The sequence below is a fragment of the Kitasatospora sp. NPDC059827 genome (assembly GCF_042731675.1).
In the GTDB taxonomy this organism is placed as follows: domain Bacteria; phylum Actinomycetota; class Actinomycetes; order Streptomycetales; family Streptomycetaceae; genus Kitasatospora.
On sequence record NZ_JBHWIV010000002.1, the window covers coordinates 232673 to 249534 of the forward strand.

General features: G+C 73.9%; 12 protein-coding genes. 8 read left to right on the forward strand and 4 right to left on the reverse strand.

The annotated features are described in order from the left end of the window. Positions 1 to 27 precede the first annotated feature (27 nt). Genes ACFV8H_RS02200 through ACFV8H_RS02210 form a run of 3 tightly spaced genes read left to right on the forward strand, consistent with a single transcriptional unit; the run spans position 28 to position 2737 of the window. Complete coding sequence (locus ACFV8H_RS02200; RefSeq protein WP_375946412.1) at positions 28 to 780, forward strand: MBL fold metallo-hydrolase; 753 nt, start codon at positions 28 to 30, stop codon at positions 778 to 780. Between the two features lie 43 nt (positions 781 to 823). Continuing rightward, positions 824 to 1468: an NAD(P)-dependent oxidoreductase gene (locus ACFV8H_RS02205; protein ID WP_380342638.1), complete on the forward strand. Its 645-nt coding sequence runs from the start codon at positions 824 to 826 to the stop codon at positions 1466 to 1468. A 3-nt stretch (positions 1469 to 1471) separates the two neighbouring features. Continuing rightward, the gene (locus ACFV8H_RS02210; protein WP_380396141.1) at positions 1472 to 2737 is read left to right on the forward strand and encodes a multidrug effflux MFS transporter; all 1266 of its coding nucleotides are present in this window, start codon (positions 1472 to 1474) and stop codon (positions 2735 to 2737) included. An 85-nt stretch (positions 2738 to 2822) separates the two neighbouring features. Here the strand turns inward: ACFV8H_RS02210 and ACFV8H_RS02215 are convergent, their stop codons facing one another. Next, positions 2823 to 4760, reverse strand: coding sequence for a BTAD domain-containing putative transcriptional regulator (locus ACFV8H_RS02215; protein ID WP_380396142.1), 1938 nt, complete (start codon positions 4758 to 4760; stop codon positions 2823 to 2825). 112 nt (positions 4761 to 4872) lie between these two features. On the opposite strand from ACFV8H_RS02215, the gene ACFV8H_RS02220 reads away from it, so the two are divergent. Beyond that, positions 4873 to 5751, forward strand: coding sequence for an alpha/beta fold hydrolase (locus ACFV8H_RS02220; RefSeq protein WP_375942947.1), 879 nt, complete (start codon positions 4873 to 4875; stop codon positions 5749 to 5751). Positions 5752 to 6041: 290 nt separating this feature from the next. Further along, on the forward strand, positions 6042 to 6866 hold the full coding sequence (locus tag ACFV8H_RS02225; RefSeq protein WP_380396143.1) for a Gfo/Idh/MocA family protein: 825 nt from the start codon (positions 6042 to 6044) through the stop codon (positions 6864 to 6866). A 59-nt stretch (positions 6867 to 6925) separates the two neighbouring features. Here the strand turns inward: ACFV8H_RS02225 and ACFV8H_RS02230 are convergent, their stop codons facing one another. Further along, positions 6926 to 9181 (reverse strand): MMPL family transporter, encoded by a 2256-nt coding sequence (locus tag ACFV8H_RS02230; RefSeq protein WP_380396144.1) that lies wholly within the window; start codon positions 9179 to 9181, stop codon positions 6926 to 6928. 141 nt (positions 9182 to 9322) lie between these two features. Here ACFV8H_RS02230 and ACFV8H_RS02235 point away from each other — a divergent pair, with 141 nt between their 5' ends. From ACFV8H_RS02235 to ACFV8H_RS02245, 3 genes are all read left to right on the forward strand, one after another. Then, positions 9323 to 9997, forward strand: coding sequence for a TetR/AcrR family transcriptional regulator (locus ACFV8H_RS02235; RefSeq protein WP_380396145.1), 675 nt, complete (start codon positions 9323 to 9325; stop codon positions 9995 to 9997). Positions 9998 to 10302: 305 nt separating this feature from the next. Continuing rightward, positions 10303 to 12318, forward strand: coding sequence for a sensor histidine kinase (locus ACFV8H_RS02240; RefSeq protein ID WP_380396146.1), 2016 nt, complete (start codon positions 10303 to 10305; stop codon positions 12316 to 12318). Between the two features lie 124 nt (positions 12319 to 12442). Next, complete coding sequence (locus ACFV8H_RS02245; RefSeq protein ID WP_380396147.1) at positions 12443 to 13012, forward strand: GNAT family N-acetyltransferase; 570 nt, start codon at positions 12443 to 12445, stop codon at positions 13010 to 13012. A gap of 48 nt (positions 13013 to 13060) precedes the next feature. Here ACFV8H_RS02245 and ACFV8H_RS02250 read toward each other — a convergent pair whose 3' ends face one another. Both ACFV8H_RS02250 and ACFV8H_RS02255 read right to left on the reverse strand, forming a co-directional pair. After that, entirely contained in the window at positions 13061 to 15694 is a 2634-nt protein-coding gene (locus tag ACFV8H_RS02250) for an acyl-CoA reductase (RefSeq protein ID WP_380396148.1), read from the reverse strand. Then, a complete protein-coding gene (locus ACFV8H_RS02255; RefSeq protein WP_380396165.1) occupies positions 15691 to 16857 on the reverse strand; it encodes an acyl-protein synthase in 1167 nt (388 codons plus the stop codon). Before ACFV8H_RS02255 ends, ACFV8H_RS02250 begins: the two co-directional genes overlap by 4 nt. Positions 16858 to 16862: the final 5 nt, after the last annotated feature.

Here is a 16862-nt window from a genome sequence, read left to right on the forward strand (position 1 = left end):
AACAACGGCGGTCTAGCGTCGCTGCCCATGACCACCACCCTTTCCGTGCGTCGGCTGGCCTGGGCCGGCGTCGAGATCCGTCTCGGCGACACCCGCCTGCTGATCGACCCGCTTGAGAACGTCGCTCCGCTGGCGCCGGTGATGGGGCCGCCGCACCGGCCGGTCGACCCGGTCGACACCCCGCCCGGCACCCACGCCCTCATCACCCACCTGCACCCCGACCACTACGACCACGACCTGATCGCCCGGATCGCGGCCACCGGCACGATCGGCTGCCACACCCCGAGCGCGGCGGCGCTGCAAGAGGCGGGCATCACCCCCGTTGCCCAGGACCTGGGCCGGTCACGCCGCATCGGAGAGCTGACCGTCACCCCGGTGACCTCGCTGGACTGGCGCGGCAACGACTGCGACCAGGTCGCCTGGGTCGTCGAAGGCGCCGGTCGGCGGATCATCCACTGCGGCGACACCCAGTGGCACGGCAGCTGGTGGCAGATCGCCCGCGACCACGGCCCGTTCGACGTCGCGTTCGTCCCGGTCAACGGCGTCATCGCCCACTTCGAGGGCTACGCGGCCAACGTCCCGGCGACCATGACCCCCGAGCAGGGCGTCGAGGCCGCCGTCGCGCTCGGCGCCGGCACCGTCTGCGCCATGCACTACGGCCTGTTCCACAACCCGCCGTTCTACACCGAACAACCCGACATCGAACAGCGCTTCCAGCACGCCGCCGACGAGCGCGGCATCACCGCGGCCATCATCGCCGACGGCCGGCCCGTCCTTTGACCATCAGAAAACCTCAGAGACCATCAGGAACAAGGAGCAACACATGAAGATCGTCCTGTTCGGTGCCGGCGGCAACATCGGCCGGCCCACCACCGAGGAACTACTGCGTCGCGGCCACACCGTCACCGCGGTCACCCGAGCCGGCCACGTCGACGGACTCGAGCACAAGGCCCTGACCGTGACCACCGGTGACGTCACGGACGCCGCCGCGGTCGCCGGCCTCGCCGCCTCCCACGACGCCGTACTGTCGGCCGTCGGCCCCCGGATCGGCCAGGAGGACGACCGCGCCACGATCGTCGGTGCCGCCCGTGCGCTGATCGACGGACTCCGCCGAGCCGGCGTCACCCGCCTGGTCACCATCGGCGGTGCCGGCAGCCTGCGCACGCCGACCGGCGCCCGGGTCATGGACGACCCGGACTTCCCCGCGCTGTGGAAGGCCAACGCCGAGGCCCAGTCCGAAGCGCTCGACCTCTACCGCGGCGTGCACGACCTCGACTGGACGTACGTGTCGCCCGCCGCGGTCATCGCAGCGGGCGAGCGGACCGGGGCCTACCGCAGCGCCGGGGACACCCTGCTCACCGACGACGACGGCAACAGCCGCATCTCGTACGCCGACTACGCGATCGCCTTGGCCGACACGATCGAGAGCGGCACCGCGATCCGCCGCCGCATCACCGTGGCGTACTGAGCCATGAGCAACGACGCCGCCGGCCCGCACACCCGATTCATCGTCCTGCTCGCAGCGCTTGTGGCCCTGGGACCACTGTCCATCGACGGCTACCTGCCCGGACTGCCGGACCTCGCCGGCGACCTGCGCGCCGGCGCCGCGGCCACCCAGCTCACCATCACCGCCTGCCTGGCCGGGCTGGCCGTCGGGCAGCTGATCGCCGGGCCGCTGAGCGACACCTACGGCCGGCGGCGTCCGTTGCTGGCGGGCCTCGCCCTCTACACGATCGCCAGCGCGTTCTGCGCGGTGGCGCCCGACGTCCCGACCTTCGTCGGCCTACGCCTGGTCCAGGGCATCGGCGGGGCGTTCGGCATCGTCATCGCCAACGCCATGGTCCGCGACCGCACCTCCGGAACCCGCACCGCACGTCTCTTCTCCACACTGACCTTGATCACCGGCCTGGCGCCGGTGCTCGCGCCGGTCCTCGGCGGCCAGCTACTGCGCGTCACGGCCTGGCCTGGAATCTTCGTGGCCCTGGCCGTACTCGGCGCCGTGATGCTGGCGGCCTGCGCCGCAGGACTGCCGCAGACCCGGCCCTCCGCGTCACGCCAGCCGCTGCCGGCTGTCATCGGGCAACTGCTCGGCGACCGGGTCTTCACCGGGTACGTCCTGGCCAACGGCCTGGTCTTCGCGGCGATGTTCGCCTACATCTCCGGCTCGCCGTTCGTCCTGCAGGAAATCCACGGCCTGTCACCGCAGCAGTACAGCGCCGTGTTCGCCGCCAACGCCGCCGGACTCGTCGCGGCCGCCCGGATCAGCGGCCGGCTGGTGGTCCGGGCCGGCGCCCGCGTGCTGCTGCTCGCCGGTCTGCTGGGCGCGACAGCCGGTGGCACCACGGTCCTGGGCGCGGTGCTGACACGGGCGCCCCTGCCCGTGCTCCTGATCGGCCTGTTCGTCCTGGTCTCCAGCGTGGGCCTGGTCATGCCGAACGCCACGGCCCAGGCCCTGGCCGGCCACGGCGGACACGCCGGGTCGGCCGCCGCCCTGCTCGGCTTCAGCCAGTTCATGTTCGGAGCGGCACTTGCTCCGCTGGCCGGCGCGGGTGGCGCCACCGACGCCTTGCCGATGGGAATCATCGTCGCCGTGCTGCCGGCGCTCGCCCTGCTCACACTCGGCGTCCTCACCCGGTCGATGCCCGGTGAGCGCACCCGCAGGCCGGCCCGCCAAGGACCTCCCGGGCACCGGCGACCGCGCCGGCACACCGATCGCAGACGGGCCCGCATCAAGTGAATCGGGCCGGCGGCCCGGGCCGCGGTCCTCCGGCACGATCACCTCAAGCCATGACGGAGCGGGGGTACGAGGGTGAGCAGGTGGATCACCCCGCTCCGGCGCATGCCTCCGCTTCTGCCAGGTACCGCGCCACCGGGCCCAGGGTCAGCATTCCGCTGGCGGCGCCCGCGTGTTCTGCACGGGCATCACGCAGGGCAGCCGCAGCGCGGGCGGCGATTCCGCGCTCGCCGAGGCGTACGGCGGCACGGGCGGTCAGGCACCACATGGCCTCCTGCATGTGGTCACGCGGTGGTTCGGGTACCGCGGCGAGGGCGGTACGGGCCTGTTCGCCCCGGTTCTGGGCGAGCAGCACGAGGGGTCGCGTCCAGGGCCCGTACGGGCCCCAGTCGAGGTGCGGGTCGGTGGGCGCGGGCCGGTCGTGCAGCAGGCGCAGTCCCAGCAGGGCGAGCGGGAAGAGGCCGCGGTGCAGCCCCGGCATTCCGGCCGTCCGGAGGGTGTCCTCGGCGGCGCGGTAGTGCGCTGCTGCCGTGGCGGCGGTCGGTCCGCCGGGTTCGGCGCTGCGGGCGGCCGTGGCCCGGGCCCTGAACCACCCGGTGAGGACGGGGACGAGGGGCGCCTCGGTGGCGGCGGCGAGCCGGTCGGCTGCATCGGCGTGCGAGGTCGCGGCGTCGAGGTCGCCGAGGGCCGAGGCGGATTGCAGGCGGACGAGTCGGCCGAGTACGGCGAAGTTCGGCAGCTCGTGCTGGGTGGACAGGTCGAGGATCTCGGCGCCGATCCTGTCCCGTGCCGCCGCGAGCCCGGGGCCGTTGAAGGACTGCAGGAACACCCCGTTGAGGGCGAAGGCCAGCAGGGCTGGATCGGCCAGGTCCCGTGCCAGCGCCTCTGCCTGACGCGCCGCCTGCTGCGCGTGCTTCAGCTCGGTCCCGGACAGATCGGCGCTGCGGCTCTCGACGGCGACCGTGGCCAGGAGGCGGGCGCGCAGGTCGGCGGGGCCGCCTGGTCCGAGCCCGGTGAGCGTGCGCTCGGCAGCAGCGACGACGGCGCGGGACTGCTCCGGGTCATCGGCCCGGCTCCAGATGGCGGGCACGTCGTAGGCGCCGATGATGCGGGCGGTCAGGGAGAGGTCGCCCGTGCGTTCCGCCGCCCGGACGGCGGCGAGGCGGTCGCGCCGCGAGTGGACGAGGGCGTCGCCACCCGCCAGTGCGAGGGTGCGGGCCAGATCCACGGTGGTGCGCGGGCCGAGCCGGACACCAGGGCCGGTCCACGCGGTACGTGCTCCTTCCGGGCGCGCGGACCCGTTGAGGATGTCCCTCTCCAGGCGCTGCAGGTCGCCACCGGGGTCGAGTCCGAGTTGGCCGACGAGCATCGCGCGGGCGCGGCGGAGAGCGGCCAGCGCGTCGGCCCGGCGGCCCGCGCGGTACAGCGCGCGGGCAACCAGCTCCCAGGCCGACTCGCGCCACGGGTGTTCGGCGACATGGGCACCCAGTTCGGCGACGAGATCTGCCCCTTCCCCGGAGTCGAGGAGGATGCGGGCGCGCACTTCCACCCCGTCCAACCTGAGCTCCTCCAGCCGGGTCTGCTCGCGCTGCGCCCATGGGGAGCCGGTCACATCGGCGTAGGCGGGTCCGCGCCAGGCCGCGAGTGCCGCGCCGAGGTCGGTCACCGCCTCGGGGGTGCGGCGGGCTCGGGCCAGGGCGTCCTGGAACCGATGGACGTCCACGTCCTCGCGCGGCAGGCGCAGCGCGTAGCCGGGACCTTCGGTGACGATGACGCGCGGCGGATCGCGGGGCGGTCGGTCGGGTTCGAGGGCGCGGCGCAGCGCGGCGACGAAGGTGCGCAGCGCGCCCACGGCGCGGGCAGGTGGATCGGTCCACAGGTCATTGACGAAGGTGTCGGTGGTGACCATCCGTCCCTCGGCGGCGACGAGCCGGGCGAGTACCTCACGATGGCGGGGTCCGCCCAGGTCAACCGGGCTGCCGTCGTCGTGGAGGGCCCGCACCGCACCGAGCACGTCGATTCGCATGCTCCTATCCTCCGGGCCAGGGGCCGGCTGCGCCCAACCGTACTGATCGGCTGCTGATCGCTGTCGCCCAAGCTGATCCGGTCAAGTCCCCGACCCGCAAGGATGCTCCCTCATGACGCTCACCATTCCCGGCTTCGATCACATCCGCCTGCCCGGCGCGGACGGTGTGGAGCTGGCTGCCGCTGTCGGCGGCAGCGGCAGCCCGGTCGTGCTGTTGCACGGTTTTCCCCAGACCCACCTGATGTGGCGGCACGTCGCCGAGCGTCTCGCCGACGAGCACACGGTGATCTGTCCCGACCTGCGGGGCTACGGCGCCAGCGACAAGCCGGCGGCCACTGACCCCGATGTGTACGCCAAGCGCACCATGGCCGCCGACGTCGTGACCCTGGCGGCGGCGCTCGGGCACGAGCGCTTCGCCCTCGTCGGCCACGACCGGGGAGCCCTGGTCGCCTTCCGGGCGGGGTTGGACCACCCTGAGACCATCACGCACCTGGGCATTCTCGACATCGTGCCGACGCTCGACATGTGGAACGTCCTGCACGGCGCCTCGGCGTCGGTCGGTTACCACCTTTTCCTGATGGCGCAGCCGCCGGGCCTGCCGGAGGCGATGATCGCAGGCAGTGCGGACGCGTTCTTCGGCTCGTTCCTCGACGCCTGGGCCAACGACCCGACCACCATGCCCGAAGAGGTGCGTGCCGAATACCTGCGCGCGAGCGCCGCGGCGGTGACGTCGATCGTCGCGGACTACCGGGCCTCGGCGGACATCGACGTCACGCACGACCAGGCGGACCTGGACGCCGGGTCGCAGCTGGCCATGCCCGTGGCGGTCGTCCAGCAGGACTGGGGTGCGCAGCTCGGCTACGACGCTGTCGGGGTGTGGAAGGCATGGGCGCCGGATCTGGACCACCGGCTGACCCGAGCCGGGCACTTCATGGCCGAAGAGGCACCCGACGAGATCGCGGCCGCGATCCGGGACCTGCTGGCCCGCTGAGCCTTCTGCTCTCGACTCGCCGGCTGGGCCACGGCCGGTCGGCGAGCGCCGACCACCCTCCGCCTGCGCGTGCTCGCCGGCCGCCCACTCCGCCACCGGGCCCGCCACATCCTCGCCGCCTTCGAGCAGCTGCGGCCCGGCACCAACGGCCCGCAAAACGCGGACACCCGGCCACGATGATGAGCGGCATGTGACGGCTGCTCAGTGCGCGGTCACGAAGACATGCGCGGCCGCCCGTGCGGGAAGTTCCGCGGCCCCTTGTGGTGAAGGTGCCGCACCACCGGGAACTGGTGCGGACGGCGCTGAGCGCGTGCAAGAGCGTGCTGTGCGAGTGGCCGTTGGGCAACGGGCTCGCGGAGGCCGAGGACATGGCGCGGCAAGCGCGCAGCCGCGCCGTGCCGACCGTCGTCGGACTCCAGGCACGGTCGCATCCGGCCCTCGCGTACGCACGGGATCTGGTGGCCGACGGCTACGTGGGGGAGGTGCTGTCGACCACGGTCGTCGGCTCCGGCGGTGCCTGGGGTGCCACCGTCGGCCCCGGCGATCACTACGTGCTCGACGCCGCCAACGGCGCGACACTGCTGACCATTCCTTTCGGCCACACCCTCGACGGACTCGCGTCCGTCCTGGGAGAGCCCGAGGGACTGCGGATCCACCTGGCGTCGCGGCGTACGTCGGCCGTGGACACCGAGAGCGGACAGCCCGTGCCCATGACCGCCGCTGACCAGGTGGTGGCCTCGGGACGGCTGCCGGGCGGTGCGGTGGTCACCTTCCACTACCGCGGGGGCATGTCCCGGGGCACCAACTTCCGCTGGGAGATCAACGGCACCGAGGGCGACCTCGTCCTCACCGCCCCGACCGGCCATCTCCAGCTCAGCCCGGTCGCCCTCGAAGGCGGCCGCGGAACAACCCCCGGACTCGCTCCCCTGCCGGTGCCGGAATCGTATGTCCACGTCCCGCACCTCGATCCCCGAGCCGACGCGCCGCTCTACGCGGTCGCCCACGCCTACCGGCAGTTCCTGGACGACCTGCGCGAGGGTACGTCGGCGGTACCCGATTTCGCGCACGGAGCCGCCCGGCACCGCAGCATCGAAGCTGCCATGACGACAGCCTGACCTCACGTGCTGACCTCACGTGCGCCCGCGGTCCGCTGTGGTGACTGCCGCTGTGGCGACTACCCGACCACCGCCGGGGAGCGGGGTGCTTCGGCGGCGGCCTCCGGCTGGTAGAAGTCGGTGTGTCCTTCGACGTGGAGGTGGGGCAGGAGGCGGTCCAGCCAGCCGGGCAGCCACCAGTTGCCGCGGCCGAGCAGGTGCATCACGGCCGGTACCAGCAGCAGTCGGACCAGCGTGGCGTCGATCAGGATGGCCGACCCCATGCCGACGCCGATGACCTTGATCGGCAGGTCGGGCGCCGGGACGAAGGCCGCGAACACGGCGACCATGATGGCCGCCGCCGCGGTGATCACCCGCGCGGTGCCCGCCAGTCCGCTGACGATGGACTCCGCGTTGTCGTCGGTGCGCAGCCAGGCCTCACGCATCCGGCTCACCAGGAAGACCTCGTAGTCCATCGAGAGGCCGAACAGGACGGCGAAGGTCAGCACCGGGACGAAGGCCGGCAGCGGGGTGGGGCTGTCGATGCCGATCAACCGGCCGGCGGTGCCGCCTTCGAGGACGAGGGCGACCACGCCGTACGCGGCGCCGACGGAGAGCAGGTTCATCACGGCGGCCTTGAGGGCGACGGCGAGGCTGCGGAAGGCCACCAGGAGCAGGAGCATCGACACCGTGACCACGCCGCCGACCAGCAGCGGGATGCGGCCGGCGATGTTGTCGGTGCTGTCGATCGCGGCGGCGGTCGCCCCGCCGACGTGCACCCGGACGCCGGGGCCGACCGCGGCCGGGATGACGTGATCGCGGAGGTCGCGGACCAGGGTCTTGGTGGCGCCGGACTGCGGACCGCTGTCCGGGACGACGGTGAGCAGCAGCGAGCGGCCGTCGGCGCCGGGCATCGGCGGGCTCACGGCCGTGACGCCGGGCACCGCCTTCAGCGCGGTGGGCAGCGAGGCCGTCGCGTCGGCGGGGGTGCCCGGCGTCAACTCGGCGACCAGGACCAGCGGTCCGTTGCTGCCCGGTCCGAATCCGGCGGCCACCGTGTCGTACGCCAGCCGGTTCGAGCGCCCGGCGGGGTCGTTGCCCGCGTCGGGGAAGCCGAAGCGCACGCCGAGGAACGGCGCCGCGAGCGCCAGCAGGACGACGACCCCGGTGACGGCGCCGAGGACGCGGTGACGTTCGACGAGCCTGCTCCAGCGCAGCCAGCCGGCGCCCACCGGGCTCTCGCCCCGGGCGGCGTGGCGCCGGGGCAGGGGCAGCCGGAGGCGCTCGACGTGGCGGCCGAGGTAGCCGAGCAGGGCGGGGAAGAGGGTCGCGGACGCGGCGATCACGACGAGCACGGAGAGGATCGCCGAGACCGCGGCGCCGCGCATGAACGACAGGCCCATCGCGAACAGCCCGAGCATGCTGACCACCACGGTCATCCCGGCGACCACGACCGCACGGCCCGCGGTGTCCAGCGCGGCGACCGTGGCGGCCTCGGGGTCGAGTCCCTCGGCGCGCCACTCGCGGAACCGGGTGACCAGCAGCAGCGCGTAGTCGATGCCGACGCCGATGCCCAGCATCGCGGCGAGCGAGGTCGACCAGTCCGGGACCGGCATGATCGCGGCGAGGACCGGCAGCAGGGCGCTGCTGACCGCGAGCCCGCCGAGCGCGGTGAGCATCGGCAGGCCGGCGGCCACGACCGAGCCGAAGGTGATCACCAGGATCACGGCGGCGGCCGCGATGCCGATGGCCTCCGAGCCGATCGCGCCCTGCTCGGCCTGCTGGACCGTCATGCCGCCGAGGTGGACGCGCACGCCGCCGTCGACGGGCCGGGCGAGGTCGAGCAGCCGCTGGGTGTCGGCCTTCGGCATGTCGGGGGCGACGGCGACGTCCAGGTGGATCTGCCCGAGGGCGGTGCGGCCGTCGGCCGACACCCTGCCGCGCGGGCCGTACGGGTCGTCGATGCCGTTGACGTGCGGCACCTCGGCCATCCGGGCGAGCAGGTCCTTGACCCGGTCGCGGGTGGCGGCGTCGGTCACGCTGCCGTCGGTGGTCAGTACCAGGCTGATCGATTCACCGCCCAGCCCGGCGAAGTCCCGTGCCAGCAGCTGCTGGGCCTGCTGGGAGTCCGAGCCGGGCGCGGTGTAGTCCGCGCTGTACTTGCCGCCCAGGCCGGCCGAGAGGCCGAAGGCCGCGCCGGCGGCGAGCAGCCAGAGCAGCACCGTGCGGCCCCGGTTGCGGAAGCTCCAACCGGCTATTCGGCCGAGCGGGCCGGGCCTGTGCGGCCCGCTCGGCCCGGCGGCCGTCCGCCGATCCTCGCGCGTCCCCTGGGACATGGTGGTCCTCCGTGCGTCGTCAGGGGCTCCGCCCCCGGCAAAGCGTTACGCTTCATAACGGATCTTATGAAGCGTAACGTTTCCCTCGACGGGTACGGATTGTCAATGCGGTGACCGGTGCAGCGAGCCGATGGAGATGTGATGACGGGTGGGGCGACCGAGGAGAGCGGGGGGCGGAGCCGCCGTGAGCGGCTGCGCGCCGACACCGTGGAGGAGATCAAGCACACGGCCCTGGGCCTGATCGTCGAGCGCGGCGCGGCGAACCTCCGCTTCACCGACATCGCCCGCGTCATGGGGATGACCCCGCCCGCGCTGTACCGCTACTTCGCCGACCGGGACGAGCTGCTCACCGCCCTGGTCGCCGACTCGTACGACAGCCTGTCGGACGCGTTGGCGGAGACCCGCGGGACCGTGCCGCCGGACGACCTGGACGGACGCTTCGTGGCCACCTGCACCGGCTACCGGGTCTGGGCGCAGCGGAATCCGGAGCGCTTCGCCCTCATCTTCGGCTCCCCCGTGCCCGGGTACGCCGCCCCGCCGGACGGACCGACCGTGGTGGCCGCCCGGCGGGCGATGGAGCACATGGCCGAACTCGTCGCCGACACGGCCGAACGCGGCCGGCTCGGCAGCCCACTGGTGCCGGATGCGGCGGAAGCCCTGATGCTGGCCTGGGCCACCGTGCACGGCTTCGTCGCCCTGGAGGCGCACGGCCACTTCCACGCGCTCGACCAGGACGCGCGGGACCGCCTCTTCGCGGTCCAGGCGGGCGTCGCCGCGCGCACCGCGGGCCTGTCGCCGGCCGCGGACCGGTGGTGACCAAGTCCCGCGCGGCGGACGGCCATAGCCGCCGCTGACGTATCGCCACCCGTCCGACGGGTGTCCCGGTCATTCCTCGGTGGGGCCTCGGCGGCGACGAGCACCGCGCGTGGCGCGGCCGAACGGGCGAATCCCACCCGCTGACGGGCGGTGACCGAACGCGCGGCTCGACATCGATCGGCCACGGAGTGTAGCCATACAGTGCTTCGGCCGGTGTGGTGCACGTGGGGCGGGAGAGGGACCGGTGGCCCGTGCGGTCGGGACGGGGCGCCGGGCAGGATGGAGTGCGGCAGGAAGGTGGGCGGATGAGAGGGCTCGGGGTCGGCGGTGGCGGGGTCGCCGCGGCCCTCGCGGCTGCCGGGACCACGCTGGTGTGCGTGGCGGCCTGGTCGCTCCTCGCGCTCACCCACCCCGGGGTCGGGGGCGTCAGTGACCAGTACCTCTACAACGGCGTCTGGGTGGCGGTCGGCCTGGCGTTCACGCTCGCCGGCCTGTTCCTGGTGGTGAACCGGAACGGCCAGGCCCTGGGGGCGTTGCTGCTGTTCGCCGGCCTGCTGCAGTCCTTGCGCATGGTGACGCTGCTGGCGGCCGCGTTGGCCGGAGCCGGACCGACGGCCGTCGCGGTGGTCGCGGCGCTGATGCTGGCCGCCGACATCGCCAACGCCTCCGTGGTGATCGGCTTCCCGCTCTGGCTTCCCGACGGCAGGTTGCTCGGCGGGGCCTGGCGCGGCATCACCGCCTCGGTGGCCGCCTGGAGCGCCCTGCTCGCCTTCGGCAACACCGCCCAGGTGCCCGCGTGGTACGGCCTGCCCAACCCGCTCCACCACACCGCGCTGTTCGCCTGGCTGGACGGGTGGCTCAGCCCGTACGCCGTCAGGGAGTTCGCCGCGACCCTGGTGTTCACCCTGACGGTGGCCGCGGTCCGCTGCTGGCGCCTGCCCGGACCGCACCCGTACCTGCGTGCGGTGATCGCCGCCTACCTGCTCTGGTGCGTGCTGGCCGTCGTCCCGCACTTCGTCGGCGAGTGGCTGCCCTACGCGGTCGTCGTGGCCGGTGAGGCCGCCTGGATGCTGGTGCCGATGGCCGCCTTCCGCCGTGACCGCCAACTCTCGCTGGACCGGGCCACCCGGCGCTACCTGGCGGCGTTCGCGTTCTGCGCGCTGTTGTTCGTCGGCGCCCTGCTCACCGCCTGCCTGACGTACCGCCTGCTGCCCACCGCCGGGCCCGGCGCGCGCTGGTGGCAGGTGGTGGCGGCCGGGGCCGTGGGTGCGCTGCTGCGGCCCACCGCCCGGGCGGTGGGCCGCGCCGTGGACCGGTACTACTACGGCGAGCGGGCCCACCCGTACCAGCTGGTCCGGCAGTTGGCGGAGCGGATGAGCCATGCCGTCGACCCGGCGGACGCGCCGCCGCTGCTCTGCCGGACGGTGGTGCAGGCCCTCGGGCTGCCGGCCGCCGTGGTCCGGGTGCGGACCCGGAGCGGGCCGCGGGAGCTGGCCCGGCTCGGGACGGTCGAGCCGCCCGGCGTGCGCTTTCCCCTCACCTACGAGGGCGCCGAGATCGGCGAGCTGCTGGTGCCGCCCCGCCTCGGGCAGTCCGAGCTGGACCGGCAGGACCGCGAGGTGCTGGGCCTCCTCGCCGACCAGGCATCGCCCGCGATCGCTTCGCTCGGCCTGTCCGAGGACCTCCGGGCCAGCCGGGAGCAGCTCGTCCTGGCCCGCGAGGAGGAGCGCCGCCGTCTGCGCCACGACCTCCACGACGGCCTCGGCCCCGCCCTCTCCGGCCTGCGCCTGCGCATCGACGCCGCCGGCACCGACCTGCCCGACGGCTCCGGGGCCGCCGCCTCGCTCACCGCGGCCTCCGTGGGCATCGGCCAGGCGATCACGGAACTCCGGCGGATCACCGGCGGCCTGACGCCCGGCCCCCTCGACAGCAAGGGCCTGGCCGAGGCGCTCCGCCGACTTGCCGACACCCTCGGCAGCCAGGCCCTCCGGATCACCCTCGACCTGCGCCCCGACCCGCTGCCCGCGCTATCCGCCGCCGTCGAGGTCGCCGTCTACCGGATCAGTGGTGAGGCCCTGAACAACGTGGTCCGTCACTCGGGTGCCACCGCCGCCAGGCTCAGCCTCCGCGCCCTCTCCGACCGTGTCACCGTCGAGGTCGCCGACAACGGCGCGGGCTTCGCCGGCCGCACCTCCACGTCCGGCGTGGGCCTCCGCTCCATGGCCGAGCGCGCCGAAGAGCTCGGCGGCACCTTCACGGTCGGCAAGGCCCCCGTCGGTGCCGTCGTCCGCGCCGTCTTCCCCCGCGGCCGCGCCGACTGATACCGGGAGGTGGTCGTCGGCCGGCGGGAGTGACTGGTGGCAGTGGGCGGTGGGAGTGACCGGCGGGAGTGGGCGGTGGGAGTGACCGGCGGGAGCGGGCGGTGAGCTGGGTAGGGTGCCGGGCATGAGCCGGAACGTGAGTGGTGCCGCGGGTGTCGGAGACCTCGTGATCGTCGGGGCGGCGGCGGTGGGTGGGGAGTTCGCGGGGGCGGCGCAGGGGATCCTGGCGGAGTTGGTGCTGGGGGGAGCTGCGTTGGGGTGGGTGGAGCCGCCGTCGGGGGAGGAGGTGGCGGCGCTGGTGGAGGAGGTGGTGGCGCGGTCGCGGGCCGGGGACGGGGCGTTGCGGGTGGCGTACCTGGGTGGCCGGCCGGTCGGCTTCGGTTACTGGCTGCGCCACCGGCGGCCGACGCACCGTCCGCACGCGGAGCTGGAGAAGCTCGCGGTGTCCGCCGCCGCCCAGGGGCGGGGCATCGGGCGGGCGCTGACCACGGCGCTGATCGCGGACGCGAGGGCCGCGGGCATCGAGGTGCTCACCCTCGACGCCCGCGGCGACAACGCCGACGCGCTGCACCTGTACTACTCGCTCGGCTTCACCGAGTACGGGCGGCTCCCGGACTACGTGGCCGTCGGGGAGCGCCGGTACGACAAGGTGTTCGCGATGGTGGACCTGCGCCGGGCCCACCCCCGGGCCTGAACCGGCCAGGCCCGGGGCGGCCCGGGGCGGGCCCGGCGCAGGCCGGTGTCACGAGGTGGTCTGCCGCCGGTCGACCACCGCCCGGAGCTTGCCGCTGGTGGGCGTCCGTTCGAAGGCGGCGGAGGGGGCGGTCTCGACCGTGACGTCGAGCAGGCCCTCGGCGACGGCCGAGCCCAACTCCGGGACGGCGGCCAGGAACGCGGCGCGGGCGGTGGCCGCGGGCGGGGCGTAGCGTTCGTCGAGGCGGACGGTGGCGTGCTCGCGCTCCGCGCCGGTGTCCAGGACCAGCTGGAGTTCGCCCTGGTAGCCGAACTCCTCCTGCGCCACCGCGCCGAGGCGCCGGACGTTGAGGAAGTACGTGCCGACCCGGACGACGTCCCCGTAGCGGCCGAGGAGCTCGATGCGGGGGGTGTGGCTGCCGCAGGGGCAGACGCCCTCGACGGCGCGGCCGAGGTCGCCGATCTGGTACCGCTCCAGGCGCTGCCCGGCCCGGGTGCGGCTGGTGAAGACCAGGCGGCCCGGCTGCCCGGCGGGCGCCGGGGCGTCGGCCTCCGGGGCCAGGATCTCCAGGGTGTGCAGGTCGGTCAGGACGTGGTGGACCGAACCCTCCGAGTGGGTGCACTGGTAGCCGAGCGGCCCCAGGTCGGTACTGCCGTACGCCGCCGAGCGGATCACCTCGACGCCGAACTCCTCGGTGAGCACCCGGCGTTGCTCCGCCGTGAAGTGCTCGCCGCCGTAGAACACCTTGCGGATCCCGCCGTACGCGCGCAGCGCGGTGGCCTGGTCGTGGAACAGCTGCCAGAGGTACGAGGGCATGCCGAACACGGTGTCCGCCCGGTGCGTCACCAGGGCCTCGGCGGTGGCGGCGTGGTCGGGGCCGGCGGCGATCGGGAGCTGGGTGGCGTTGAGGCGCTCCAGGATCGAGAAGAAGCTGATGAAGCTCCCGTACATGCCGCCGCAGTAGAACAGGTTGGCGGCGCGGTCCCGGGCCGGGTCGAACCCGGCGGCGAGCAGGCCGTCGGCGGAGGCCCGCATCTGGGTGTCGTAGTCGGCGTTGGTGAACACCGACAGGGCCGGGGCCCCGGTGCTGCCGCCGCTGCGGAAGTGGAGGTGGGCGTGCTCGGGAGCGAGGGTGCCCAACTGCTCCTGGACCCCGGCCTTGTCCAGCAGCGGGCCGTCCGGTGCGGCGGGGACGAAGGCGGGGGCCGCCAGGTCGTCCAGGCAGGCGGTGGTGGCGAAGGCCTCGTCGGCCCGGACGCTGACCCGGCGGCTGTAGCGCTGGAGCGCGTACACGCCGTCGTGGGGCTCGCCGTGGTAGCCGTCGAGCATCCCACCGACCGGGGTGACCCGCAGCACGCCGGCGGCGAGCACCGCCTGCGACAGCCGGGCGACGTCGGCCCGGCTGCCGCCGATCGCGGCGGTCTGCAGGTAGCGGCGCATCGGGCGCAGCACCGTCATGACGGAGCCGCGGGGCAGCGGCTTGACCCAGACGCTGCGGTGGAGCGGCGAGGCGGCCAGGGCGGGGCGGGTGTCGGCGAGGACGCGCCAGGACCCGTCCTCGGCGGCCAGGACCCGGGTGAGGCCGAGGTGTTCCTCCAGGCGGGCGATCAGTTCGGTGGTGGTGACCTCGGCGTGCTCGGCCGGTTCGAGTGCGGGCCGGGGGAGGCGGGCGGAGGCCTCGGCGAGGTGGGCGGCGAAGCGCTCGGCGAAGGCGAAGACCTCGGTGGCGTCGGTGGTGCCCTCGGCGTCGGCGGTGCTCTCGGTGTCGAGGTAGATCACCTGGGGGCTGGAGCAGGCCTGCTGTTCGAAGCGGCAGACGTCGGCGGCGAGCGCGTCCAGGGTCCGCGGGTCCGACCAGGCGTCACGGGTCAGGTAGGCGAAGGAGATCCGGTGGCCCCACTCGACCAGGCGGCAGCCGGCCGGGACCAGATCGGCGACCGAGCGGACGGCGTCCTCGCCGCCCCACACCGCGACCGCGTCGGCGGGCTCGCACAGCAGGCGCAGCCACTCGGTGCGGGCGGAGGGGAAGCGCAGTGCGACGATCCGGCGGGCCAGCGCGCCGGTCGGGTCGGCGGCGGCCAGCTCGGCGAGCAGGAGCTGGGGGAGCAGCGTGTCGTTGCTGCTGGTCTTGAGCACGTTGAGGTTGCCGGTGAGCAGGCCCTCGATCACGCTCAGCGGGGCCACGGCGGCGGCGTTGCCGGGGGCGATGTGGACCAGGAGCCCGACCGGCGCCCATGCCTCGAAGGTGGTCTCCCGCGCGTCGGGCCGGGTGAGCCGCTCGGGGCGCAGTCCGCCGAGTTCGCGCCGGAGCTTGAGTTCCAGGGCCGGGCGGGCGATCACGCCGGTGATCTCGGCGAGCGTCGCGGCCGCTTCGTCCGGGTCGACACCGTCGCCGCCGGTGACGAGTTCGGCGAGGAGGCGGGTGCGGACCGGGCTGCCCGGCGTGGCGAGGGCGTCGGCGAGGCGTTGGCAGGCGCTCAACACCAGTTCGGTGGGCAGGGGTTCGGCGAGGACGCGGGCGGCGAGCGCCGGGAGCTCGGCGAGCCGGCGGGCGGCCTCGGCGTCGTCGATGAACGAGCCCTGCCAGAAGTGGGGCCCGGTGCCGGCGAGTTCGGTACTCGTGGGCCCGACGGCCACGGGCTCGATGGTCATGGGCTCGGTGGTCATGGGTTCGGTGGTCACGACATCCCCTTCAGGAGTTCGGCGGCGGCCGCCGCGCAGTTGCGGTTCCGGCTGACCCCGGCGCGGCCGTGGATGGTGAACCACGGGGTGGGCAGCGGGCAGGGGCACTCCTGCCCGGGGTGCAGCGAGGCGAGGTCGCCCATGACGACGCTCTGCGCCGGCACCGAGGTGATGTACGGGGAGACGAGGTGGAGGAAGCCGCGTTCGCCGTACGGCAGCGGCTCCAGGGTGCGGGTGTCGCGCACCGCCGCCCGCGACCAGACCGGGACGTGCAGGCGGTGGTGCCCGCACTCGATGTACGGCACGCAGTGCTCGACCGAGCCGAAGGTGTCGCGGATGCGGTCCGAGGGGATGCCCAGCTGCTCCGTCACTCCGGCGTAGAACTGCTCCTTGCCGATCTGCCGGTCGGTGTGCCCCTTCCAGCCGCCGCCGAGCAGGACCAGGGAGCCGGCCGGGAGTCGCAGCGGCGGGAGGCCGAGGGCGCGCATGCGCTCCAGGGTGAAGTGGAGGAAGGACGGGAAGCCCAGGATCCGTACCGGCAGGCCCTCCTCGGCGTAGCGCTGCAGGGCCTCGATGCAGCCGTGGACGTCGAACTCGTGGCCGCTGCCGGTGTGCCGCAGCGCGTGCGTGGTGTGGTTCGCCGGGGCGAAGTCGCAGAGGTAGTTGTCGGTGAACGAGGTGCCGAGTTTCAGCTGCGGGGCCGGCTCGTAGCTGTACAGCAGGTAGTTGACGGGCTGGTCGGGCGTGATCCAGCCGTAGTGGTCGAAGATGCGGGCCACCATGCGCTGCGCGGAGCGGATCGTCCAGGTGTCGAAGAACATCTGCGACTTCTGGCCGGTGGTGCCGGAGGAGGTGAGGTGGAGGAACACGTCCTCGCGGGGGATGGAGAGCACCTCGTGGCGCTTGAAGAAGTTGGCGTGCACCAGGGGCGTGCGGATCCCCTCGCCGACGGTCGGCGCCGGGGTCTCCACCGGGCCGTCCAGCAGCGAGCGGAGGAACGGCGAGCGCTGTGCGTGCCAGGCGTGGGACTCGGCCATCGCAGCGGCGAACAGGGCGTCGGTCTCCGGCCCGGCCGCGTACGGGGCGGCGAGGTCGCAGAGCTGCTGGATGTGCGCGAGCGCGGCCGGGTCGGGGACGGTGACCGGCGCGAGATGGGTGTTCACGGGTC